20 protein-coding genes are annotated in these 21,754 nt (G+C 69.3%); 9 read left to right on the top strand and 11 right to left on the bottom strand.

Annotated elements, in window-relative coordinates; genetic code table 11:
- Positions 1 to 27: 27 nt before the first annotated feature.
- On the bottom strand, positions 28 to 1,866 hold the full coding sequence (locus U4Z64_RS05190) for a phosphodiesterase (RefSeq protein ID WP_321819407.1): 1,839 nt from the start codon (positions 1,864 to 1,866) through the stop codon (positions 28 to 30).
- Between the two features lie 329 nt (positions 1,867 to 2,195).
- A complete protein-coding gene (locus tag U4Z64_RS05185; protein WP_321819406.1) occupies positions 2,196 to 3,239 on the bottom strand; it encodes a bile acid:sodium symporter family protein in 1,044 nt (347 codons plus the stop codon).
- Positions 3,240 to 3,597: 358 nt separating this feature from the next.
- Between U4Z64_RS05185 and U4Z64_RS05180 the strand changes: the two genes are divergently transcribed.
- From U4Z64_RS05180 to U4Z64_RS05170, 3 genes are all read left to right on the top strand, one after another.
- Positions 3,598 to 4,095 carry a hypothetical protein gene (locus U4Z64_RS05180; protein WP_044846200.1) on the top strand — a complete coding sequence of 166 codons (498 nt, stop codon included), beginning with the start codon at positions 3,598 to 3,600 and terminating at the stop codon, positions 4,093 to 4,095.
- A gap of 369 nt (positions 4,096 to 4,464) precedes the next feature.
- Positions 4,465 to 5,541 carry a porin gene (locus tag U4Z64_RS05175; protein WP_044846147.1) on the top strand — a complete coding sequence of 359 codons (1,077 nt, stop codon included), beginning with the start codon at positions 4,465 to 4,467 and terminating at the stop codon, positions 5,539 to 5,541.
- Positions 5,542 to 5,716: 175 nt separating this feature from the next.
- Positions 5,717 to 6,679, top strand: a complete 963-nt coding sequence (locus tag U4Z64_RS05170; RefSeq protein ID WP_044846148.1) for a LysR family transcriptional regulator — start codon at positions 5,717 to 5,719, stop codon at positions 6,677 to 6,679.
- Positions 6,680 to 6,791: 112 nt separating this feature from the next.
- On the opposite strand, the gene U4Z64_RS05165 is transcribed toward U4Z64_RS05170, so the two are convergent.
- A complete protein-coding gene (locus U4Z64_RS05165) occupies positions 6,792 to 7,751 on the bottom strand; it encodes a nitronate monooxygenase family protein (protein WP_321819405.1) in 960 nt (319 codons plus the stop codon).
- Positions 7,752 to 8,030: 279 nt separating this feature from the next.
- Between U4Z64_RS05165 and U4Z64_RS05160 the strand changes: the two genes are divergently transcribed.
- The gene (locus U4Z64_RS05160; RefSeq protein ID WP_321819404.1) at positions 8,031 to 8,927 is read left to right on the top strand and encodes an alpha/beta hydrolase; all 897 of its coding nucleotides are present in this window, start codon (positions 8,031 to 8,033) and stop codon (positions 8,925 to 8,927) included.
- A 57-nt stretch (positions 8,928 to 8,984) separates the two neighbouring features.
- On the opposite strand, the gene U4Z64_RS05155 is transcribed toward U4Z64_RS05160, so the two are convergent.
- Complete coding sequence (locus tag U4Z64_RS05155) at positions 8,985 to 9,476, bottom strand: Lrp/AsnC family transcriptional regulator (RefSeq protein WP_321819403.1); 492 nt, start codon at positions 9,474 to 9,476, stop codon at positions 8,985 to 8,987.
- A gap of 113 nt (positions 9,477 to 9,589) precedes the next feature.
- Between U4Z64_RS05155 and U4Z64_RS05150 the strand changes: the two genes are divergently transcribed.
- Positions 9,590 to 10,492 carry a DMT family transporter gene (locus tag U4Z64_RS05150; protein ID WP_044846201.1) on the top strand — a complete coding sequence of 301 codons (903 nt, stop codon included), beginning with the start codon at positions 9,590 to 9,592 and terminating at the stop codon, positions 10,490 to 10,492.
- A gap of 218 nt (positions 10,493 to 10,710) precedes the next feature.
- On the opposite strand, the gene U4Z64_RS05145 is transcribed toward U4Z64_RS05150, so the two are convergent.
- Genes U4Z64_RS05145 through U4Z64_RS05125 form a run of 5 tightly spaced genes read right to left on the bottom strand, consistent with a single transcriptional unit; the run spans position 10,711 to position 13,789 of the window.
- Positions 10,711 to 10,917 carry a DUF1289 domain-containing protein gene (locus tag U4Z64_RS05145; RefSeq protein WP_321819402.1) on the bottom strand — a complete coding sequence of 69 codons (207 nt, stop codon included), beginning with the start codon at positions 10,915 to 10,917 and terminating at the stop codon, positions 10,711 to 10,713.
- Positions 10,914 to 11,420: a YbaK/EbsC family protein gene (locus tag U4Z64_RS05140; protein ID WP_044846152.1), complete on the bottom strand. Its 507-nt coding sequence runs from the start codon at positions 11,418 to 11,420 to the stop codon at positions 10,914 to 10,916. The genes U4Z64_RS05145 and U4Z64_RS05140 overlap by 4 nt, the downstream gene beginning before the upstream one ends.
- 23 nt (positions 11,421 to 11,443) lie before the next feature.
- Positions 11,444 to 12,376 (bottom strand): hydroxymethylglutaryl-CoA lyase, encoded by a 933-nt coding sequence (locus U4Z64_RS05135; RefSeq protein ID WP_321819401.1) that lies wholly within the window; start codon positions 12,374 to 12,376, stop codon positions 11,444 to 11,446.
- Between the two features lie 29 nt (positions 12,377 to 12,405).
- Entirely contained in the window at positions 12,406 to 13,347 is a 942-nt protein-coding gene (locus tag U4Z64_RS05130) for a 2-hydroxyacid dehydrogenase (RefSeq protein ID WP_124666486.1), read from the bottom strand.
- Positions 13,348 to 13,351: 4 nt separating this feature from the next.
- A complete protein-coding gene (locus U4Z64_RS05125) occupies positions 13,352 to 13,789 on the bottom strand; it encodes a VOC family protein (protein WP_044846155.1) in 438 nt (145 codons plus the stop codon).
- 257 nt (positions 13,790 to 14,046) lie between these two features.
- Here U4Z64_RS05125 and U4Z64_RS05120 point away from each other — a divergent pair, with 257 nt between their 5' ends.
- The gene (locus U4Z64_RS05120; protein WP_044846156.1) at positions 14,047 to 14,670 is read left to right on the top strand and encodes an RBBP9/YdeN family alpha/beta hydrolase; all 624 of its coding nucleotides are present in this window, start codon (positions 14,047 to 14,049) and stop codon (positions 14,668 to 14,670) included.
- A gap of 54 nt (positions 14,671 to 14,724) precedes the next feature.
- On the opposite strand, the gene U4Z64_RS05115 is transcribed toward U4Z64_RS05120, so the two are convergent.
- Both U4Z64_RS05115 and U4Z64_RS05110 read right to left on the bottom strand, forming a co-directional pair.
- Positions 14,725 to 16,845: a phosphocholine-specific phospholipase C gene (locus U4Z64_RS05115; RefSeq protein WP_321819400.1), complete on the bottom strand. Its 2,121-nt coding sequence runs from the start codon at positions 16,843 to 16,845 to the stop codon at positions 14,725 to 14,727.
- Between the two features lie 54 nt (positions 16,846 to 16,899).
- Complete coding sequence (locus U4Z64_RS05110; protein WP_321819399.1) at positions 16,900 to 17,184, bottom strand: hypothetical protein; 285 nt, start codon at positions 17,182 to 17,184, stop codon at positions 16,900 to 16,902.
- A gap of 559 nt (positions 17,185 to 17,743) precedes the next feature.
- On the opposite strand from U4Z64_RS05110, the gene U4Z64_RS05105 reads away from it, so the two are divergent.
- The 3 genes from U4Z64_RS05105 to U4Z64_RS05095 are packed head-to-tail and all read left to right on the top strand — an operon-like array spanning position 17,744 to position 21,740.
- Positions 17,744 to 18,499 (top strand): (2Fe-2S)-binding protein, encoded by a 756-nt coding sequence (locus U4Z64_RS05105; protein ID WP_321819398.1) that lies wholly within the window; start codon positions 17,744 to 17,746, stop codon positions 18,497 to 18,499.
- A 17-nt stretch (positions 18,500 to 18,516) separates the two neighbouring features.
- Positions 18,517 to 19,518 (top strand): xanthine dehydrogenase family protein subunit M, encoded by a 1,002-nt coding sequence (locus tag U4Z64_RS05100; RefSeq protein WP_321819397.1) that lies wholly within the window; start codon positions 18,517 to 18,519, stop codon positions 19,516 to 19,518.
- Positions 19,515 to 21,740, top strand: coding sequence for a xanthine dehydrogenase family protein molybdopterin-binding subunit (locus U4Z64_RS05095; RefSeq protein WP_321819396.1), 2,226 nt, complete (start codon positions 19,515 to 19,517; stop codon positions 21,738 to 21,740). Before U4Z64_RS05100 ends, U4Z64_RS05095 begins: the two co-directional genes overlap by 4 nt.
- The last annotated feature ends 14 nt before the right edge of the window (positions 21,741 to 21,754 follow it).

Below are 21,754 nucleotides of genomic sequence, written 5' to 3'. Positions count from 1 at the left end.
TGCCTGCGACCGGCAACCGCCCGCCACTCAACCTGCCGCCTCGAGTGGCGGCTCGCCGCGATCGCGCAGTGCCGCGCGGCCCGCGTCCAGATCGACGACCGCGAGCCCGCCCGGCTGCTGTTTCGCGCGCCGCTTCGCGAGCGCCGCGACCGATGCGATCTCGTCGCTGCCGTAGCGTATCGCGCCGTTCGCGCCGGCCGGCACGCCGACCACACCGATCGCCATCGTCACGAAGCCGAAGAACGCGGGGTTGCCGTAGCGGTCCTCGCCGCGCAGCCCGCCCGCCAGCCGGTCGGCCTGCGTATAGAAGCGCTGCGCGCCGTCGTTGAAGCGCGCGATCGCGTCGGCCGCGCGCGCGTGCCAGTCGTCGCGCTGGAACAGCACGAGGAAATCGTCGCCGCCGACGTGTCCGAGAAAGTCGCGTTGCGGATCGCACACGCCGGCCAGCACCGTCGCCGCGAACTTCAGCACTTCGTCGCCTTGCCAGTAGCCGTACTGGTCGTTGAACGGCTTGAACTGGTTCAGGTCGACGTAGCACGCGTGGAAGCCGGCGTCGCGCGCCAGCAGGCGCTCGATATGCGCGCTGATCGGGATGTTGCCGGGCAGGAACGTCAGCGGATTCGCGTAGCGCGCGGCCTCGATGCGCATTTCGGTCACCGCGCGCACGAGGCTTTCGCCGGTGCCGAGCCCGACGTAGCGGCCGTGTTCGGTGATCACGAAGCCGTCCGCGAGGTAGCGCTGGTCGTGGCTCGCGAGCAGCGTCGCGAGTTGCTCGACCGTCGTCGCGTTGTCGATCATCAGCGGCGCGTCGTTCGCGAACTGCAGGCACGGCTTCTTCCCGAAGACCTCGCGGTGGTACGGCAGCGCGAAGCGGTCGATGAAGCCGCGCCGGTTCACGAGCGCGACCGGCCGGTCGCGTTCGACGAGTGCGACCGCGTGCAGCGCGGGCATCCGGTTGAACAGGTCGAGCACGTCGTTGCTGGTCGCGTCGCGCGGCAGCGCCGGCGCGGCGACGAGCATCTTCGCCGCGATCGTGCCGGCCGGCCGCACGGCGCGGGTCGCACCGGGAAACACCGCGATGTGAGGGGCGCGGATCGCGTCGCGTGCGGCCGGCGCGACGACCGGCGAGGGTTGCGCGTCCGGCCGGCCGAGCAGGAAGCCCTGCACGCAGCCGATGCCCATGTCGCGCACGACGAGCAGGTCGCACTCGTTCTCGATCCCTTCCGCGATCAGTTGCGCGCCGCTTGCCTGCGCGAAGTGCTGCATCGCCCTGACCGCCTCGAACTTGAGCGGATCGCGCGCGATGTCGTGGATGAAGAAGCGGTCGATCTTCACGACATCCGGGTGCAGGCGCAGCCACAGGTTCATGCTCGCGTTCGCGGTGCCGTAGTCGTCGAGCGCGAACTGGATGCCGGCGTCGCGCAGCGAGGCGACCGCCGGCCCGATGCGCGCGACGTCCGGCAGCGCGGTCTGCTCGGTCAGCTCGATCACGATGCGCTCGGCGCCGATCCGCGCGCGCACGAGCAGTTGCCGCGCGCGCTCGCGTTCGCGCGCCAGTTGCAGGATCGTGCCCGCGCTGAAGTTGAGGAACAGCTTGCCGTCGCGGCCGAGCGCCGCGAATGCGTCGAGGCAGGTGCGCGCGGCCGCCTGTTCGAGCGCGACGGTCGTGCCGTCGCGGGCGGCCTGCGCGAACAGTGCGGCCGGCGGCTCGAGGTCGGTGCCGCGCGGGCCGCGGATCAGGCCTTCGTAACCGACGACCGTGCCCGACCCGAGATCGACGATCGGCTGGAACACGGCCGCGAGCGCGCGTTCCGCGATCAGGCGGGCGGTGGGGGCGGCGGGCGAGTCGGGATGGGGCGCGGGCATGGACGAAGGCGGCCGAGACGACGGGACGCCCGACTTTAACGGCAGTGCGCGCGGAGAATTGAATGAAGATTTCGTGACGCGATGCGCGTCGATGGTGCATGCGTCGCGGCGGGCTGCGCGGCGGGGAAGCGGGAAGCGAGAAGCGAGAAGCGGGAAGCGGGAAGCGAGAAGCGAGAAGCGAGAAGCGAGAAGCGAGAAGCGAGAAGCGAGAAGCGAGAGGCGAGAGGCGAGAGGCGAGAGGCGAGAGGCGAGAGGCGAGAGGCAGGGACGAAAGGAACAAGACGAACACCCCAGCGCGGCCAGCCATGCCGGCCGCGCAGCCTCCCGCGTCAGCGCTTGCCCGCGCTCAGCGCACCGCGCCCGCGTGCGGCACCGGCCGCACCCGCGTCGCCGTCGCGCTCGCCGCTCGTGTCGCGCGCGCCCCAGCGTTGCGCGAGCGCCGCGCAGGCCATCAGCTGGATCTGGTGGAACAGCATCAGCGGCAGCACGATCGCGCCGACCGCCTGCGCGGAGAAGATCACCTTCGCCATCGGCACGCCGGCCGCGAGGCTCTTCTTCGACCCGCAGAAGATGATCGTGATCTGGTCGGCCCGGTTGAAGCCGAGCCGCTTGCTGACGAACGCGGTCAGCCCCAGCGCGATCACGAGCAGCACGACGTTGACGACCAGCAGGCCGCCGAGCGCGCGCGCCGGAATCTGGTGCCACAGCCCCTGGTTCACGGCCTCGCTGAACGCGACGTAGACGACGAGCAGGATCGAGCCCTGGTCGACGAAGCGCAGCACGCCGCGGTTGCGTTCGATCCAGCCGCCGATCACGGGCCGCAGCAGCTGGCCGGCGATGAACGGCACGAGCAACTGCATCACGATGCTGCCGACGGTGCTCCACGGCGACGCGGCCGCGGCCGACTGCGACGTGATCATCAGCCCGACGAGCGCCGGCGTCACGAAGATCCCGAGCAGGCTCGACGCCGATGCCGCGCACACGGCGGCCGGCACGTTGCCCTTCGCGATCGACGTGAACGCGATCGACGACTGGACGGTCGACGGCAGCGTGCACAGGAACAGCACGCCGGCATACAGCGTCGGCGTGACAAGCGGCTGCAGCACGGGCTTCAGCGCGAGGCCGAGCAGCGGGAACAGCGCGAACGTGCTGAGCAGCACGACCGCATGCAGCCGCCAGTGGGTCGCGCCCGCGACGACGGCTTCGCGCGACAGCTTCGCGCCGTGCAGGAAGAACAGCAGGCCGACCGCGATGTTGGTCGCCCAATTGAACGCATGGGCGGCCGGGCCGCGGCACGGCAGCAGGCTCGCGAGCACGACGGTGCCGACGAGCGCGAGCGTGAAGTTGTCGGGAAGGAAACGGGGACGGGCCATCGGGGAACTCGATTCGGAAACGGCGGGCGCACATGTCGCGCGCGCGAAGCCGGTATTGTCCCGGTTGGTCATTCAATAAACAAATTCATTGTACGAATCCATTGATGAATCGATTGCATGATGCGGCTGCGCAACACGGCACGCCCGCGGCGGCCCGGCGACGCGCGAAGCGGCAGAAGAATGTTCTGTCGCGATCCCACCCTGAAGTGAAAAAACCTAGCAGTAACATGGTGTTACACCGATGCCCGCGACATAACACTTTTTGGCTCGACACCGTTTGGGACCGCTCATAAATTACTGCTGAAAGGCTTGCGTCGGCCGGAAACAGCCGGCGGCGAGCGGCAACAGGCACTGAATGATGACGGAACGGGTGAAACTGAAGGTCGGACGATGGGTGGCAGGCGTGCTCGGCGCGCTGCTGATGCCGCTCGCGCTCGCGCAACCGCCGCATGGCGGTCAGGCGTTCGGCGGCGGTCATGGCTTCGGTCACGGTTTCGGTGGCGGCGACATGCGCATGTACGGCCAGCCGGCCGGCAACGCGCAGGTATGGCGCCGGGCGCTGCCGCCGGGCGGCGCGCGTGCCGGCGGCGTGAGCGGCTATGGTTCCCGCTGGGGCCTGCGTCCGACGCCGTCTTACGGGCATTACGCCGCGCAGAGCCCGTATCGTCCGATCAGCGCCGAGTCCCGCCAGATGCCGCGCCCGCCGGGCGGCGGCAACGTTCCGTTGCGGGCCGGCTCGATCCGCGCCGACGTCGCGCGCTACAACGAAGAGCGTGGCGGCCGTCCGATGCCGCCGCCCCGCGCGCAGGAAGAGCCTTCCCACTCGCCGTTTTTCTCCCCGTTCTACCGCAACTGAGCGCCCCGCGCGTTCGCCGAGCGCGCCTCGCGCGTTCGTTCCCCCGCCGGCTGTGATGCGAATTCGCCACAGTCGCGCATAGATTTCCGCTGATTTTCCCGTCGCATTGCGCTATCTTTCGCGCCCGGCACGCGCGCCCCCCGTGGCCGTCCCGTCGCGTGCCCGCACCGCGCGGGGCCGCTGCGGCGCGCCTGGCCATGTGCCGATTCCGCGAAGTTAATGCTGCCGCTATACCCGCAATAAGTGTGCGCAATTTTGACGGGACGCAGGTTCCGTAAAGATGGCTGCGCCCCATACGACGCAAGCAATCGGCTCCAAACAACAACGCTCGCGCCACTTATCGACATTCGACAAAACCCTGGAGATCCCATGAAAGCATTCGCTCGCCGTGCGTCGCGCACGTCCGTCAAGCTGATCGCCGCGGCCGCCTGCGTGGCCGCAACCGCACCCGTTCACGCGCAGTCGAGCGTCTCGCTCTACGGTCAGGTCGACGAATGGGTCGGCGCCACCAAGTTCCCGGGCGGCGATCGCGCATGGAACGTGTCGGGCGGCGGGATGTCGACGTCCTACTGGGGCCTGCACGGCGCCGAGGATCTCGGCGACGGCTACAAGGCGATCTTCACGCTGGAGAGCTTCTTCCGTGCGCAGAACGGCCAGTTCGGCCGCTTCCAGGGCGACACGTTCTTCGCGCGCAACGCATACGTCGGCGTCAGCTCGCCGTACGGCACGGTGACGGCGGGCCGCCTGACGACGCACCTGTTCCTGTCGACGATCCTGTTCAACCCGTTCTACGATTCGTACACCTTCTCGCCGATGGTGTACCACGTGTTCCTGGGCCTCGGCACGTTCCCGACCTATCCGAGCGACCAGGGCGCGGTCGGCGATTCGGGCTGGAACAACGCGCTGTCCTACACGTCGCCTTCGTTCGGGGGCCTGAATTTCGCGGCGATGTACGCGCTCGGCAACACGGCCGGCGACAACCGCTCGAAGAAGTGGAGCGCGCAGTTCAACTACGCGAACGGCCCGTTCGCGGCGACCGCCGTCTACCAGTACGTGAACTTCAACAACGGCCCGCAGGACCTGAGCTCGCTCGTGACCGGCATGAAAAGCCAGGGCATTGGGCTGGTCGGCGCGACCTACGACCTGAAGTACGTGAAGCTGTTCGGCCAGTACATGTATACGAAGAACGACCAGGTCGCCGGCAGCTGGCACGTGAACACCGCGCAGGGCGGCGTGTCGGTGCCGCTCGGCGTCGGCAACGCGATGGCGTCGTACGCGTACTCGCGCGACGGCGGCGGCCTCGACCAGACGCGCCAGACCTGGGCCGTCGGCTACGACTATCCGTTGTCCAAGCGCACCGACGTCTACGCTGCGTACATGAACGACCACATCAGCGGCCTGTCGAGCGGCAATACGTTCGGCGCAGGCATCCGCGCGAAGTTCTGACGATTCGTCGGTTCGGACGCGCACACAACGCGCGTCGCATGTGCCGGCATTGCGCCCCGAAAAAAGCGGCGCCGCTATTCGCGGCGCCGTTTTGCCTTTGTTGACCTTTTTGTTTCCTCGCCTTTGTTACCCTATCTCGTAATTGCATAATTCCCAGGAATTGCGAGCTAGTTCGATGGATACCCTCGTCAGCATGAATGTGTTTCGCTACGTCGTCGAAGTGGGCAGCTTCGTCGGCGCGGCCGAGCGCATGCAGATGTCGGCCGCGATGGCGAGCAAGCACGTGATGCATCTCGAGCAGCAGCTCGGCGCGCGGCTGCTGCATCGCACGACACGACGTGTCGCGCCGACCGAGGCGGGACGCGAATACTATGAGCGCCTCGTGCAGGCGCTGTCGGAACTCGACGAAGCCGGACAGGCGGTCGGCGCCGCGAGCGTGGTGCCGCAGGGCCGCCTGCGCGTGACGTCGCTGTCCGCGTTCGGATTGCGGCACGTGATGCAGGCCGTCACCGATTATGCGGGTCGGTTCCCGGACGTAACCGTCGACGTGACGCTGTCCGATCGCGTGGTCGACCTGATCGAGGAAGGCTACGACGTCGCGGTGCGCGCGGCGCCGAACGGGCTGAAATCGTCGTCGCTGGTCGCGCGGCAGATCGCGACCGCGCACATCCTGCTGGTCGCGTCGCCCGAGTATCTCGACAAGCACGGCACGCCCCAGACGATCGCCGATCTCGCGCACCACAACTACCTGCGCCGCGATTCGAATTCGACGATGCTCGATTCGCTGGTGATCGACGCGGCCGCCGCGTCGCGCGTGAACCTGAACGGCAACCTGATCGTGAACCATCTCGAGGGGCTGCGCGCGGCCGTGCTCGCGGGCGCGGGCATCGCGCTGCTCGGCACCGAGGTGGTCGGCGACGACATCGAATCCGGCCGGCTCGTGCCGGTGCTGCTCGACGCCGTGCCGCCGCACGAGGCGCCGATCTATGCGGTGTACGCGAGCCGTCGCCACGTGTCCGCGAAGGTGCGCTCGTTCGTCGACTTCCTCGCGGCACGATTCGAAGGGCAGTCGCTGTGCCCGTCGATCGAGTCGCGCCTGCGCGTGCTGCCGATCACGCGGATCAAGCGCGCGGGCTGACCGGCGCCGGCCGCCCGCGTGGCGGACATGAAAAAAGCGCGAGCCGTTGCGGTTCGCGCTTTTTTGTTTGGTCCGACGTCGTGCGCGCCGGTGGCGCAACCCGCCGCCCGCGTCAGCGCGCGATGCCGAGTCGTGCCTTCGCGTCGTCGTACTCGCGCTTCAGGCGCTCGACGAGCGCGCCGACGCTCGGCAGGTCGTCCATCAGGCCGACACCCTGGCCGGCACCCCAGATGTCCTTCCACGCCTTCGCCTTGTCGCCGCCGAAATTCATCTTCGACTTGTCCGATTCCGGCAGTGCGTCCGGATCGAGGCCGGCCTTCTCGATGCTCTCGCGGATGTAGTTGCCGTGCACGCCGGTGAAGAGGTTCGTGTAGACGATGTCGGACGATTTCGCGTTGAGGATCGCGTGCTTGTAGTCCTCGACCGCGTGCGCTTCCTGCGTCGCGATGAAGCGCGTGCCCATGTACGCGAAGTCGGCGCCCATCGCCTGCGCGGCGAGGATCGAGCCGCCGTTGGCGATCGCGCCGGACAGCACGATCGGGCCGTCGAACATCTTGCGCACTTCGCCCACGAGCGCGAACGGCGACGTCGTGCCCGCGTGGCCGCCGGCGCCGGCCGCGACGAGGATCAGCCCGTCGACGCCCGCTTCGAGCGCCTTCTGCGCGTGGCGCAGGTTGATCACGTCGTGCAGCACGATGCCACCGTAGCTGTGCACCGCGTCGACGATCTCGCGCGCCGGCGCGCGCAGGCTCGTGATGAAGATCGGCACCTTGTGCTCGACGCACACGCGCACGTCGTGCTCGAGCCGGACGTTCGACTGGTGGACGATCTGGTTGACCGCGATCGGGCCGATCACCGCGTCCGGGTGCTTCGCCTTGTGGTCGGCGAGTTCGGACTGGATCTCCGTGAGCCATTCGTCGAGCAGTTCGGCCGGACGGGCGTTGAGCGCGGGAAATGATCCGACGATACCCGCCTTGCATTGCGCGAGCACGAGTTCGGGGTAGCTGACGATGAACATCGGCGACGCGATGACGGGCAGCGTCAGGTTCTGCAGGACGGCGGGCAATGCCATGTGATGTCTCCAGTCTCGAGGGGCGGCCGGGCCCGGCGCGGGCGCGCCGACGCCGGCATGCATGCTTGGCGGTCGAACGGTGCTTCGAGTGTAGCGGTACAGCCGCGCGTTCATATTAATACGAACGGTCGTGCGATTCTACGCGAGCTTAACAAACTGCGCGGCGTGGCGACAATCGAGTGAGTGTTCTCTTTCTACGTATTCGGGCATCTGGCGCGCGCAGCAGCCGGCCGGGCGCTCCTACAATATCCGCCATAACAAACCAACGAGAAACAAACCATGTCGTTTGAGGCGTTTGCTCCGTTTCGCGTGACGGTGCAGGACACCGACATCTTCGGTGTCAAAGGAGGCGCGGGGCCGCCGCTTCTGCTGCTGCACGGCCACCCGCAGACCCACATGATCTGGCATCGCGTCGCCGCGACGCTGGCGAATCACTTCACGGTGATCGCGACCGACCTGCGCGGCTACGGCGCGTCGGGCAAGCCGCCGAGCGACGCGCGGCATGCGCCGTATTCGAAACGCGCGATGGCGGCCGACCAGGTCGCCGTGATGCGCCATTTCGGTTTCGAGCAATTCCATGTGTGCGCGCACGATCGCGGCGCGCGCGTCGCGCACCGGCTCGCGCTCGATCATCCGTCGGCCGTCGAGCGGATGATGCTGCTCGACATCGCGCCGACGCTCGCGATGTACGAGCAGACCGACCGTGCGTTCGCGACCGCGTATTTCCACTGGTTCTTCCTGATCCAGCCGGCACCGCTGCCCGAAACGCTGATCGAAGGCCGCACCGATGCGTACATCGAGCGCGTGATGGGCAATCGCTCGGCCGGGCTCGCGCCGTTCGCGCCGGAGGCGCTCGCCGCGTATCGCGCCGCGCTCGCGCAGCCGGGCGCCGTACACGCGATGTGCGAGGACTACCGCGCATCGGCGACGATCGATCTCGAACACGACCGCGCGGATCTCGAGCGCGGCAACAAGGTCGCGTGCCCGCTGCGAGTGCTGTGGGGCGAGCACGGGATCGTCGGCCGCTGCTTCGATCCGCTCGACGAATGGCGGCGCGTCGCGCGCGACGTCAGCGGCCGCGCGCTCGATTGCGGGCACTACATTCCGGAAGAGGCGCCCGTCGCGCTGATCGACGAGCTGCTCGCGTTCTTCGAAGCGCGCGACGCGGCCGCGTGAGCGGTGCCGGCCGCGGCTCGCGGCGTTTGCTGTGCGTCGACCGCCAGCGTTCGAGGATCAGCGGCGCGCGGCGTCGTCTTCGACCAGCGGCGGCAGGCGGCGCGGCACGGGCGTCGATTTCACGATCGCCGTGCTCGTTTCCGCGCGCTCCGTCACCTTCGACAGGATGTCGTCGAGGTGCTCGATCGTGCGCAGGTAGAGCCGGCAGATGAAGCAGTCCTCGCCGGTCACCTTGTCGCATTCGACGAATTCCGGAATCCGCCGCAGCACCTCCTCGACCAGATGCAGTTGCCCCGGCAGCGGCTTCACGCGGACGATCGCCTGCAGCGTGTAGCCGAGCGCGCGCGGGTCGAGCTCGACGGTGAAGCCCGCGATCACGCCCTGCGCCTCGAGCCGCCGCACGCGATCGGCGGTCGCGGGCGCCGACAGCCCGATCTGTCGCGCCAGCTCGCTGGTGGCGACACGCGCATCCTCGGCGAGCGCCGCGAGGATCGCGCGGTCGGTCGCGTCCAGCGACGCGACGGCGGGCGGGGAAAGGCGTTTCGACATGATCGCTTTGCTTTCGAAGGTGAATCGGTCGTTTCGCTTCAGTTTAGCCGTGGATGCACGGAAAGCAAGTTTCTAGAATCGAAGTCATCTTCTCTCGCCAAACGGAGTCCATGATGGCCTCGAACGAAATCCGCCGCGGTGCCGCCGAGATGGTCGTCGCGATGCTGATGTCCGGCACGATCGGCTGGCTCGTGATGTCGTCGCAGCAACCGCTCACCAATGTCGTGTTCTTCCGCTGCCTGTTCGGCGCCGCGACGCTCGCGATCGTCTGCGCGGCGCTCGGCTTGCTGCGCCGCGCGCTGTTCTCGCCGCGCATGCTCGCGCTCGCGACGCTCGGCAGCGTCGCGATCGTCGCGAACTGGCTGCTGCTGTTCGCCGCGTATTCGCGCGCGTCGATTTCGATGGCGACCGCCGTCTACAACACGCAGCCGTTCATGCTCGTCGCGCTCGGCGCGCTCGTGTTCCGCGAACGGATCAGCGCGTCGACGATCGCGTGGCTCGCGCTCGCCTTCATCGGGCTCGTCTGCGTGGTGCGGGTCGAGCCGGCCGTGCTCGCGGTGCCCGGCGAATATCTCGAAGGCGTCGCGCTGTCGCTCGGCGCGGCGTTCCTGTACGCGGTGTCGTCGATCGTCACGAAGCACCTGAAAGGCACGCCGCCGCATCTGCTCGCGCTGCTGCAGGCCGGCCTCGGCATCGTGCTGCTCGCGCCGTTCGCGCACTTCGACACGCTGCCGGCGACGGCCGCGCAGTGGCTCGATCTCGTCGTGCTCGGCGTCGTCAACACCGGCCTGATGTACGTGCTGCTGTACGGCGCGATCCAGAAGCTGCCGGTCGCGATGACGGGCGCGCTGTCGTTCGTCTATCCGGTCGTCGCGATCATCGTCGATCGCATCGCGTTCGGGCAGACGCTCGCGTGGACGCAGGTGCTCGGCGCGTTGCTGATCCTGCTCGCGGCGGCCGGCGTGAACCTCGGCTGGCGCATCGTGCCCGCGCGTCGCGCGGCGGTCGGCAACTGAAACGGTTGTGCGATTCGGCTTGCCGCTACGGCTTGCCGCCAGGCCCGTCGGCGTCGCCTCCGGGCACGCGGATTGCGCGCCAGACAGGCCGTAAGGAGTTGTAGGGAAACACCCGATGCGACGCTGCAGCGTCGCTCGTATGATGCGGCTGTGACGTTGATCACGTTCACAGGATTCCGATCTCATGCCGTTCGCCAAGCAGGCCGAACGGCATTTTTTTATGCGCCGCTCCGCGCGAGCAGGCGCCGCCGCGCGTCGAGCCGCGTGAGCAACTTGCGTCTCGCGTCGTCGTCCGACGCGCGCCATCCCTTGATCTCGTCACGCGTGCGCAGGCAGCCCGCGCACCAGTCGGTGCGCGGATCGATCCTGCAGACGTCGGTGCACGGCGAGGCCACCGTGCCGACCGGTACCGGCACGTCGCTCATGCGTCGTTACGCAATGCGACGTCGGCGACCGGCGCACCCGTCAGCGCGACGAGTTCCTGCGGCGACAGGTTGAACACCGCGTGCGGATGGCCGGCGGCGGCCCACAGGCTGTCGAGCTCGAGCAGGTCGGCGTCGATCAGCGTGACCGGTTCGACGAGATGGCCGATCGGGCACACGCCGCCGATCGCGTAGCCGGTATGGTCGCGCACGAACTTCGCATCGGCGCGGCCGACCGCGCCGACCTGGGCGGCGACCTTCTTCTCGTCGACGCGATTCACGCCGCTCGCGACGACGAGCACCGGCAGGCCGTCGGATTCGCGGCGAAACAGGATCGACTTCGCGATCTGCGCGACCGAGCAGCCGAGCCCGGCCGCGGCTTCGGCGGAGGTCTTGCCGGTTTCGGCGAGCATCACGATCCCTTTCGCATGCCCGCGTTCGCGCAGCAGCAGCGCGACGCGTCGCGCGGAATCGGGGAGAGAGTCGAATGAAGCGGGTGTCGTCATGGGGAGTCCGGTGAGTGTCGGGGTCACGCGCAGCTCGGCGCGTCGGCCGCGCTCTGCGCCTTGGCGAGCAGCGCGCGACCGGCGCGCGACACGTTCGCGCGGCCGATCGCGTTCGAGATGAAGTCGCCGGCGGCGACCACCTGCGCGAGATCGATGCCGGTGTCGATGCCGAGGCCCTGCATCAGGTACAGCACGTCCTCGGTCGCGACGTTGCCGGTCGCGCCCTTCGCGTACGGGCAGCCGCCGAGGCCGGCGACCGACGCGTGGAAGATCTCGATCCCTTCGAACAGCGCCGCGTAGATGTTCGCGAGCGCCTGGCCGTAGGTGTCGTGGAAGTGGCCCGACAGCCGTTCGCGCGGGAACACGCGCGTGACGGCCGACAGCACTTCGCGCGTGCGCTTCGGCGTGCCGACGCCGATGGTGTCGGCGATGTCGATCTCGTCGCAGCCGAGCGCGGCGAAGCGTTCGACGACGTCGACGACCGACGCGACCGGCACCTCGCCCTGGTACGGGCAGCCGAGCGTGCACGACACGCTGCCGCGCAGCCGCAGGCCGGCATCCTTCGCGGCCTTCGCGACCGGCTCGAAGCGCGCGATGCTCTCGGCGATGGTGCAGTTGATGTTGCGCTGCGAGAATGCCTCGCTCGCCGCGCCGAAGATCACCACTTCGTCGGCGCGTGCGGCGAGCGCGTTCTCGAAGCCTTTCAGGTTCGGCGTGAGCACCGAATACACGGTGCCCGGGCGACGCTCGATGCCGGCCATCACGTCGGCGCCGTCGGCCATCTGCGGCACCCATTTCGGCGACACGAACGATGCGGCCTCGATATTGCGGAAGCCGGCGCGCGACAGCCGGTCAACGAGCGCGATCTTCACGTCGGTCGGTACGAAGGTCTTTTCGTTCTGCAGCCCGTCGCGCGGGCCGACTTCGACGATCTTGACGGCGGTGGGGAACGTCATGGTTGTCTCCGGTCTCGTGTAGGTGGAATTCAGTAGCCGCGCGCGTAGTCGACGATGCCGCCGACGCGCTCGCCGCGCTCGAGCGCGCGGATCTTGCCGGCGATCTGCTCGACGGCTTCGTCGCGCAGCGTCTCGGCCGAGCTGTGCGGCGTGATCGTAATGCGCGGCGCGTGCCAGAACGGGTGGTCGACCGGCAGCGGCTCGTGCTGGAACACGTCGAGCGTCGCGGCGGCGACCTGGCCGCTCGCGAGCGCGTCGAGCAGGTCGGCTTCGACGAGATGCGCGCCGCGTGCGACGTTCACCAGGTATGCGCCCGGCGCCAGCTTCGCGAAGGTCCGCGCCGACAGGATCCCGTCGGTATCGTGCGTGCTCGGCAGCAGGTTGACGAGCACCTTCGCGCCGTCGACGCACGCGTCGAACGCGTCGTCGCCCGCGAAGGTCGCGACGCCGTCGAGCCGTTTCGGGCTGCGGCTGTAGCCGCGCACCGGCAGGCCGAGCGCGGCGAGCGCCTGCGCGACCTGCGCGCCGAGCACGCCGAGGCCGAGCACCGCGACGGTGAAGCTCGCGCGCGGATGCGGCTCCAGCACCTGCCAGCGGCGCTCGCGCTGCAACGCGTCGTATTCGTCGAAGCGGCGCAGGTAGCGCAGCACCGCGTGCGTCACGTATTCGATCATCTGCCGCGCCATGCCCGAATCCTCGAGGCGCACCAGCGGCACGTCGCGCGGCAGCGTGCCGGGATGCGCGCGATCGAGCGCGAGCAGTGCATCGACGCCCGCGCCGAGGTTGAAGATCGCGCGCAGGCCGTCGCGCGGCGCGAACAGCTCGCGCGGCGCGCGCCACACGAGCGCGTAGTCGGCGGCAGCCGTGTCGCCCGGCTGCCATGCGCGCAGCTCGGCCTCGGGCAGTGCCTGCGCGATCGCGTCGCGCCAGGCGCCGGCTTCCTGGTGCGGCGAGTAGAACAGGATCTTCATGCGCTTACTTCGCGAACAGCTGGCCGATGTCGGCGAACGCCTTGAACTCGAGCGCGTTGCCGCACGGATCGAGGAAGAACATCGTCGCCTGCTCGCCGACCTCGCCCTTGAAGCGGATATGCGGCTCGATCACGAAGCGCGTATGCGCAGCCTTCAGTTTGTCGGCGAGCGCATGCCATTCGTCCATCGACAGCACGACGCCGAAATGGCGCACGGGCACGTCGTCGCCGTCGACCGGGTTCACCGCGCTTTTGCCGGTTTCGTCCGGCGCGAGGTGCGCGACGAGCTGATGGCCGAAGAAGTCGAAGTCGACCCAGTGCTCGGAGCTGCGGCCCTCGGGGCAGCCGAGCAGGCCGCCGTAGAACGCGCGCGCGCCGGCGAGGCTTGACACGGGGAAGGCGAGATGGAACGGGCGCAGCGCGCCGGCGGGCGTAGCGGACATCGGGCGTCTCCTGTCGATCGGAACCGGCGCGGGGCGCCCCGGTTCGATCCGATGCAAGGCAAGCGGGAAGCCCACATTCTACGGTTTCGCGGCGCATTGCGCCGCCGCGAGGCTGCCGGCCCGCACCGCGGGGCCCGCGCCGGCGGTCGCCCGGCTACCGTCGCGCGCAAAAGCAAAGCACAAAATATTGGTTCGGCCGCCGCGCACGCCACGCCACAATCGAACCTCGTCTCCAAGCAAAGCAAGCGAGGGCAATCATGCGCGCATGCAGCAAATCGGCGTGGCCGCCGCGGCTCGTGACCGTTCCGGGCCTGCACGGCAGCGAAGGCGCCCACTGGCAGACCTGGCTGGAGCGGCAGTTCCCGCGTTCGCTGCGGGTCGAGCAGGCCGACTGGGACGCCCCCGATCTCGCGCGCTGGGCGCAGTCCGTGCGCGTGCTGCTCGAACGCGAGCGCGGCCCGTTCGTGCTGGCCGCGCACAGCTTCGGCTGCCTCGCGGCCGCGCATGCGCTCGCGCAATGGCCGCAGGCGGCCGATGTCGCGGGCGTGCTGCTCGTCGCGCCCGCCAGTCCGAAGAAATTCACGTTCGCCGGGCCGTTCGACGCGCGCCGGCTCGCGGTGCCGTCGATCGTGATCGGCAGCGAAACCGACCCGTGGATGCCGCTCGCCGATGCGCGCACGCTCGCGCAGCGGCTCGGCAGCGCATTCGTGAACCTCGGCGACGCGGGCCACATCAACACCGCGGCCGGCTTCGGGCCGTGGCCGCGCGCGAAGTATTTCATCGACACGCTGGTGCATTGCGCGGCGCCGCTGCGCTTTCGCGACGCGGACGACGGCTTCGACGTCGCGCCCGTCGAGCGCGCGCTCGCGCACGCGATCTGAGATTCGACGGCACGCGCCGCGCGGCCGACGCCGCGCACCGTCGTGCCGCCGCGCTTACGACGCGGAGACCGGGCGCACCGCGGCCGGATCCGAGTAGCTCGACCGGCCGTTCTCGACGTGGCCCGCGAAGCGGCGCGAGAACGTGCCGTTCACGCCGTCGCTCACCGTCACGTCATACCAGTGGTGGCTCGACGCGAGCGCCCATTGCTCGACGCGTTCGTCGCCGCCGTGCAGGGTCACCTGGCGCGCGGGCGTGCCGTACGCGTTGTCGGTCAGCGTCAGCGTCACGTGACCGCTGCCGTGGTTGCGCAGCTTCAGGTACAGGTTGCCGTTCGCGATGTCGTAGCCGGCTTTCACCTCCGGCTGCGCCTGATTGCGGCGGCGCGCCGCCGCGGCCGACACGTTGCCCGCGAACATCCGCACGAAGCCGTTCGGCCCGTACACCGAGAACGCATACGCGCCGTTCGTCTCCGTCAGGTCGAAGTCCGCGTGCAGCACGCGGCGCGCGCCGACCGTGTAGCGCCACGGGCCGTCGGTGCGGTTGGTCGCGTACACCTGGAAGTGCGCGCCCTGGTTGCCGCGGTTCGCGAACTCGATGCGCAGCGTGTTGCCGCCGTAGAGGCTCGCGTTCACGTGCAGTTCGTACGGCAGCGCACGCGCCGGGCGCACGCCCGGTTCCTGCGGGTCGATCGGCGACGGCGTCGCGGGCACGCTCGGCGCGGGTTGCGACGTGCATTGCTGGTCGGCGATCGAGCGGTACTGGCTCGTATCGGGCAGCGTCGGGAACGTCGCGTCGGACGAGCGGAAGTCGAACGCGGCGGTGAGGTCGCCGCAGACGGTCCGGCGCCACGGCGTGATGTTCGGCTCGTCGACGCCGAAGCGCTCGCCGATGAAGCGGATCACCGACGTGTGGTCGAACACCTGCGAGCACACGAAGCCGCCCTTCGACCACGGCGACACGACCGTCATCGGCACGCGCGGCCCGAGGCCGTACGGCAGCCCGTCGGCCGTGTAGCTGCCGCCGCGGCCGGGATTCACGACCGTATGCAGCTCGCCGTCGGTGGTCACGGTCGATGCGCCCTGCGCGGCCGAGGTCGGCGGCTGCGGCGGCACGACGTGATCGAAGAAGCCGTCGTTTTCGTCGTACATGATGAACAGCACCGTCTTCGCCCACACGTCGGGGTTCGACGTCAGCGCGTCGAGGATCTGCGACGTGTAGTTCGCGCCGTACGCGGGCGTGTATTTCGGATGCTCGGAGAACACGGCGGGCGGCAGCAGCCACGACACCTGCGGCAGCCGGTCGTTGATCACGTCGTCCTTCAGGTTGTCGAGCGTGCGCACCGTCTGCGCGCGCTGGTACAGCGACGAGCCCGGCTTCGCATTGATGAAGTTCGTGAAGTTCTGCAGGATGTTCGTGCCGTAGTTGCCGTTGTACGGATCGGCCCACGTGAGCCCCTGCTGGTAGATCTGCCACGACACGCCGTGCGCCTCGAGCCGTTCGGGGAAGGTCGTCCACGACAGCAGCTGGTACGCGGGCGGCAGGTCGCCGTCGACGTAGTCGGCGTTGTCGAGCAGCGGGCCGCCGAACTTGCCGGTCGGGTCGACCGTGCCCGTCATCAGGTACGAACGGTTCGGATGCGTCGGCCCCGGCAGCGAGCAGAAGTAGTTGTCGCACACGGTGAACGCATCGGCGAGCGCGTAATGGAACGGGATGTCCTCGCGCACGTGATAGCCCATCGTCATGTCGGTCTTGTTCGCGGGCCACTGGTCGTAGCGGCCGCCGTCGATCGCCGCGTGGGTCTTCGCCCACGAGTGGTCGAGCGCGCCCAGGCACTGCGCGCTGGTCGTCTTCGTGTCGAGCCGGAACGGCAGCACGGGCTTCGCCGGGTCTTCCTTCGACGGCTGGTACCACACCGGCTTGCCGTTCGGCAGCGGAATCGGGAAGCGGTCGTTGTAGCCGCGCACGCCGCGCAGGTGTCCGAAGTAATGGTCGAACGAGCGGTTCTCCTGCATGAACACGACGATGTGCTGGACATCGCGGATCGTGCCGGTGCCGCGCGCGGCCGGAATCGCGAGCGCGCGGCGGATCGATTCGGGGAACGCGTTGAGCGCGACGGCCGCGCCCGCTGATTGTGCGACGGTATGCAGGAAACGGCGGCGGCTGGATGACGTCATGTTATTTCACCTCGGTTCTGCGATCGGGGACTGGGGACACCAGGAACGGCGGGATCAGTGCGGCGACGACGCGGCGATGGCGGACGCGCCCGCGTTCGTCGCGGGCTTCGCGTCGTCGTCATCGTCGGGCGGGTAGTGGACGACGGGCGGCGCGAGCGGCGCGGCATCGGACGCGGCGGTGCTCGCACCGGCAGCGCTGTTGAACGCGCTCGCGGCGCCGGACGATGCGCCGGCCTGTTGCGAGGCGTCGGTTGCGTGCGCGTCGTGCGGCGCGTCGTCGCTGCAGGCGACGGCGAAGGCGGCGGCACATAGAACGACCACGAGGGCAACACGACGCATCACTTTTCTCCTGGCAGGCGGATCGGGAAACGTTTTCGAGTATGCCCGTGCGATGCGACGATTCGGTGAATCGTTTGCGACCGGCGCGTGATCGCGAACGGCTTTCGTGATGCTGACCATGCGCTTTCACGGCGGCGGAGCCGGGTCGACCCGCCGAATTTTCATGGCGGATGTAGTGGCCGCGCGCATTTACACGCGCGTGCAACGCGACGAACCATGCACGCGATGCGACGTGTCGTGCACGGCGGTGCGGACGCCTTTGGCCAGCGTCGGTCGATGTGTCGCCAGCGCGACTGCCGAATGCGTGTTTTTTACCGCATCGACAGCCGGCGGTCAGCCACGCGCCAGCGTAGCGGCACGCACGTGACAGGAGCGGTAACCGATACCTGCGTGCGGTCCGTTCGCAACGCATGAACGCAATCTGCCCGGCGCAGGCGAAGACCCGTGTCGGCTTGCGGCACCGGAATTGCTCGCAGCGCCGATGCACGCGCTGTCCCGCGCGGCCAACCGGGCACGGGCGGCGTATCCGCATCCATCAACCAGGGAGCGAGCAGAAGCCATGTCCAGCGATCGATCCATCCCCCCGTCCACCGGACCCGCGAGCGATGCTGCCCCGTCGCCGCTCGCGGCCGGCCATGCAGCGTCCCCGCCGTTGACGCACGATACGCCGTCCAGCGCCGCACGGCGCCGCTTTCTGCAATCGGCGGCGGCGGCCGCGACCGTCGGCGCCGCATCGCACGTTCATCCGCAGCAGCCGCACACGACATTCACGCCTGCGGCGACACATCGCGATACGGTCCCGGCGCAGCCCGTGCGGCTCGACATCAACGGGCGCGAATACACGCTGCAGCTCGAACCGCGCGTCACGCTGCTCGACGCGCTGCGCGAATACGCGGGCCTTACCGGCACGAAGAAAGGCTGCGACCGCGGGCAATGCGGCGCGTGCACGGTGCTCGTCGACGGGCGGCGCATCAATGCGTGCCTGACGCTCGCGGTGATGCACGAAGGCGAGCGGATCACGACCGTCGAGGGGCTCGCGCGCGGCGGCGTGCTGAGCCCGATGCAGCGTGCGTTCGTCGATCACGATGCATTCCAGTGCGGCTACTGCACGCCCGGCCAGCTGTGTTCTGCGACCGCGCTGCTCGACGAGTTTTCGGCGGGCGCGGCGAGCGCCGTCACCGACGACGTGCGACGCCGGCCCGCACAACTGTCGGACGACGAGATCCGCGAGCGCATGAGCGGCAATCTGTGCCGCTGCGGTGCGTACCCGAACATCGTCGCCGCCGTGCGCGCCGCGCACGCGGCGAACGGCTAGCGCGGGAGGACCCGGCCATGGAAGCGATCTCCTACGAACGGGCAACCGACGTCGCGGGCGCCGTGCGGGCGGCGCAGCGGCCGGGCGCGGCCTTCATCGGCGGCGGCACGAACCTGCTGGACCTGATGAAGGGCGGCGTCGCGCGGCCCGTCACGCTCATCGACATCACGCGCATCGCGGGGCTCGATACGGTCGACGCGTTGCCGGATGGCGGACTGCGAATCGGTGCGCTCGTGCGCAACAGCGATGCGGCCGCTCATCCGCGTATCCGCGCGGACTATCCGCTGCTGTCGCAGGCGCTGCTCGCCGGCGCGTCCGCGCAATTGCGCAACATGGCGACCGTCGGCGGCAACCTGATGCAGCGCACGCGCTGCCCGTATTTCTACGATCCCGCGTTCGCGCAATGCAACAAGCGCGAGCCGGGCAGCGGCTGCGCGGCGATCGGCGGGCACAACCGGATGCACGCGATTCTCGGCGCCAGCCAGCAGTGCGTCGCGGTGAACCCGTCGGACATGAGCGTCGCGCTCGCGGCGCTCGATGCGGTCGTACAGGTGAGCGGCCCACGCGGCGCGCGGCAGATTCCGTTCGCGTCGTTTCACCGGTTGCCCGGCGATCGGCCCGACCTCGACACGACGCTCGAACCGGGCGAACTGATTACGTCGGTGGATCTGCCGCCGCCGCGCTTTGCGGACCATGCGCACTACCTGAAGGTGCGCGACCGCGCGAGTTACGCGTTCGCGCTGGTCGCGGTGGCCGCCGCGTTGCGGCTGGACGGTGCGCAGGTGACGGAGGCGCGCATCGCGCTCGGCGGCGTGGCGCACAAGCCGCTGCGCGCGACGGCTGCGGAACGGCATCTCGTCGGCCGCGCGCCGACGGATGCGGCGCTGCGCGAGGCGGCTGCGCTCGCGTTGCGCGACGCGCGGCCGCTCGACGGCAATCGATTCAAGGTCGCGCTCGCGCAGCGCGCGATCGTCCGTGCGGTGCATGCGGCCGCTGGCACGACGGGAGATGCGGTATGAACACGGTGACCGGACAGCCGCTCGACCGTGTCGAGGGCGTACTCAAAGTGACGGGCGGCGCGCGCTATGCGGCCGAATTCGCCGATACGCGCCTCGCGCACGCGGTGCTCGTGACGAGCACGATCGCAGCGGGGCGCATCGAATCGATTGACGCGGCACGCGCACGCGCGATGCCCGGCGTGCTGCTCGTGATGACGCACGAGAACGCGATGCGGTTGCCCAACGGCGGCCGCACGCCGCTGTCGCCGCCGGCCGGGCGCGGGCTCACGCTGTTGCAGGACGACACGGTGCGCTACAGCAACGAACCTGTCGCGGTCGTCGTCGCCGAAACGCTCGAGCAGGCGACCGACGCCGCGAATGCCGTGCAGGTGCGCTATCGCGCGAGCGTTGCCACGCTCGATTTCGCGCGCGCGAAGCGCGGCGCGCGCGTGCCGCCGAAGCAGCAGGGGCGCGCGATGGACACGCAGCGCGGCGACGTCGATGCAGGCCTGCGCGAGGGCGCGGTGCGCATCGACGCCACCTACACGACGCCGATGCAGCATCACAATCCGCTCGAGCCGCACGCGACGATGGCGCACTGGGACGGCCCGACGCTCACGCTGCACGACGCGACGCAGGGCGTGTCGGGCGCCAGCACGGCAGTGGCCGCGGTATTCGGCATCGCGCCGGAGCAGGTGCGCGTGATCTCGCCGTTCCTCGGCGGCGGCTTCGGCTGCAAGGGATCGTCGTGGTCGCACGTGTCGTTGTGCGCGATGGCCGCGCGCCAGGTGGGGCGCCCGGTGCGCCTTGCGCTGACGCGGCCGCAGATGTTCGGCCCGGTCGGCGGCCGCCCGTTCACCGAGCAGCGCGTCGTGCTGGCCGCGCGCGCCGACGGCACGCTGACCGCGCTGCGCCACGACTCGATCGTCACCACGTCGACGTTCGAGGACTGGACGGAGATGTGCGGGATGCCGTCGCGGATCATGTATGCGGTGCCGAACCAGGCGACCACGCACCGGATCGTGTCGCTGAACGTCGGCACGCCGACGTTCATGCGCGCGCCCGGCGAGGCGTCCGGTTCGTTCGCGCTGGAATCGGCGATGGACGAGCTCGCGTGGCGGCTCGGCATGGATCCGGTCGCGCTGCGGCTTGCGAATTACGCGGAGGTCGACCCGGAGGATGGCAAGCCGTGGTCGAGCAACAAGCTGCGCGAGTGCTACCAGGCCGGCGCGCAACGCTTCGGCTGGTCGCGGCGCACCGGCGGGCCGCGCACGATGCGCGACGGCGACACGCTGGTCGGTCTCGGGATGGCCGCCGCGACGTATCCGGCGAATCGCAGCGAGGCGTCTGCGCGTGCGCGCATCCTGCCGGACGGCACGGCCGAAGTCGCGTCGGGCACGCAGGACATCGGCACCGGCACCTACACGGTCATGACGCAGGTCGCCGCCGACGCGCTCGGCTTCGCGCCGCAGAACGTGCGCTTCGTGCTCGGCGATTCGAGCCTGCCGCGCGCGCCGGTGTCGGGCGGCTCGCAATCGGCGGCGAGCGTCGCGCCGGCCGTGCGCGACGCCGCGCTGCGGGCGCGCGCGATGCTGATCGCGCTGGCGATCGCCGATTCGGGCTCGCCGCTGCACGGCGTCGCGGCGCACGACGTGACGGTCGACGACGGCTGGCTCGTGCATCGCGGCGAGCCGTCGCGGCGCGATCCGGCCGCCGCGGTGATCGCGCGCGCGGGCGGACGGCCGCTCGAAGCGCAGGCGACCGCGAAGCCGGGCGACGAGAAGTCGCGCTATGCATCTCATTCGTTCGGCGCGGTGTTCGCCGAAGTACACGTCGATGCCGAACTCGGCACGATCCGGGTGCCGCGCATCGTCGGCGTGTACAGCGTCGGCAGCCTGCTGAATGCGAAGACCGCACGCAGCCAGCTGATCGGCGGGATGGTGTGGGGGCTCGGCACCGCGCTCGAGGAAGGCTCGTTCCTCGACGTGCGGCATGGCCGCTTCACAAATGCGAACCTCGCCGAATATCACGTACCCGTGAATGCGGATATCGGCGATCTCGACGTGAGCTTCGTCGACGAACGCGACACGCATTTCAACCCGCTCGGCATCCGCGGCATCGGCGAAATAGGGATCACGGGCGTGCCGGCGGCGATCGCGAATGCGATCTATCACGCGACGGGCGTGCGCGTGCGCGATCTGCCGATCACGCTCGACAAGGTGGCGATGCCGACGCGCGCGTGAGCGTCAGCCGCAGC

The sequence above is a fragment of the Burkholderia sp. BCC1996 genome, from assembly GCF_905339955.1.
In the GTDB taxonomy this organism is placed as follows: Bacteria; Pseudomonadota; Gammaproteobacteria; order Burkholderiales; family Burkholderiaceae; genus Burkholderia.
The sequence above is the reverse complement of the archived record's forward strand: the minus strand, read 5'-3'. Positions and strand labels throughout refer to the sequence as shown.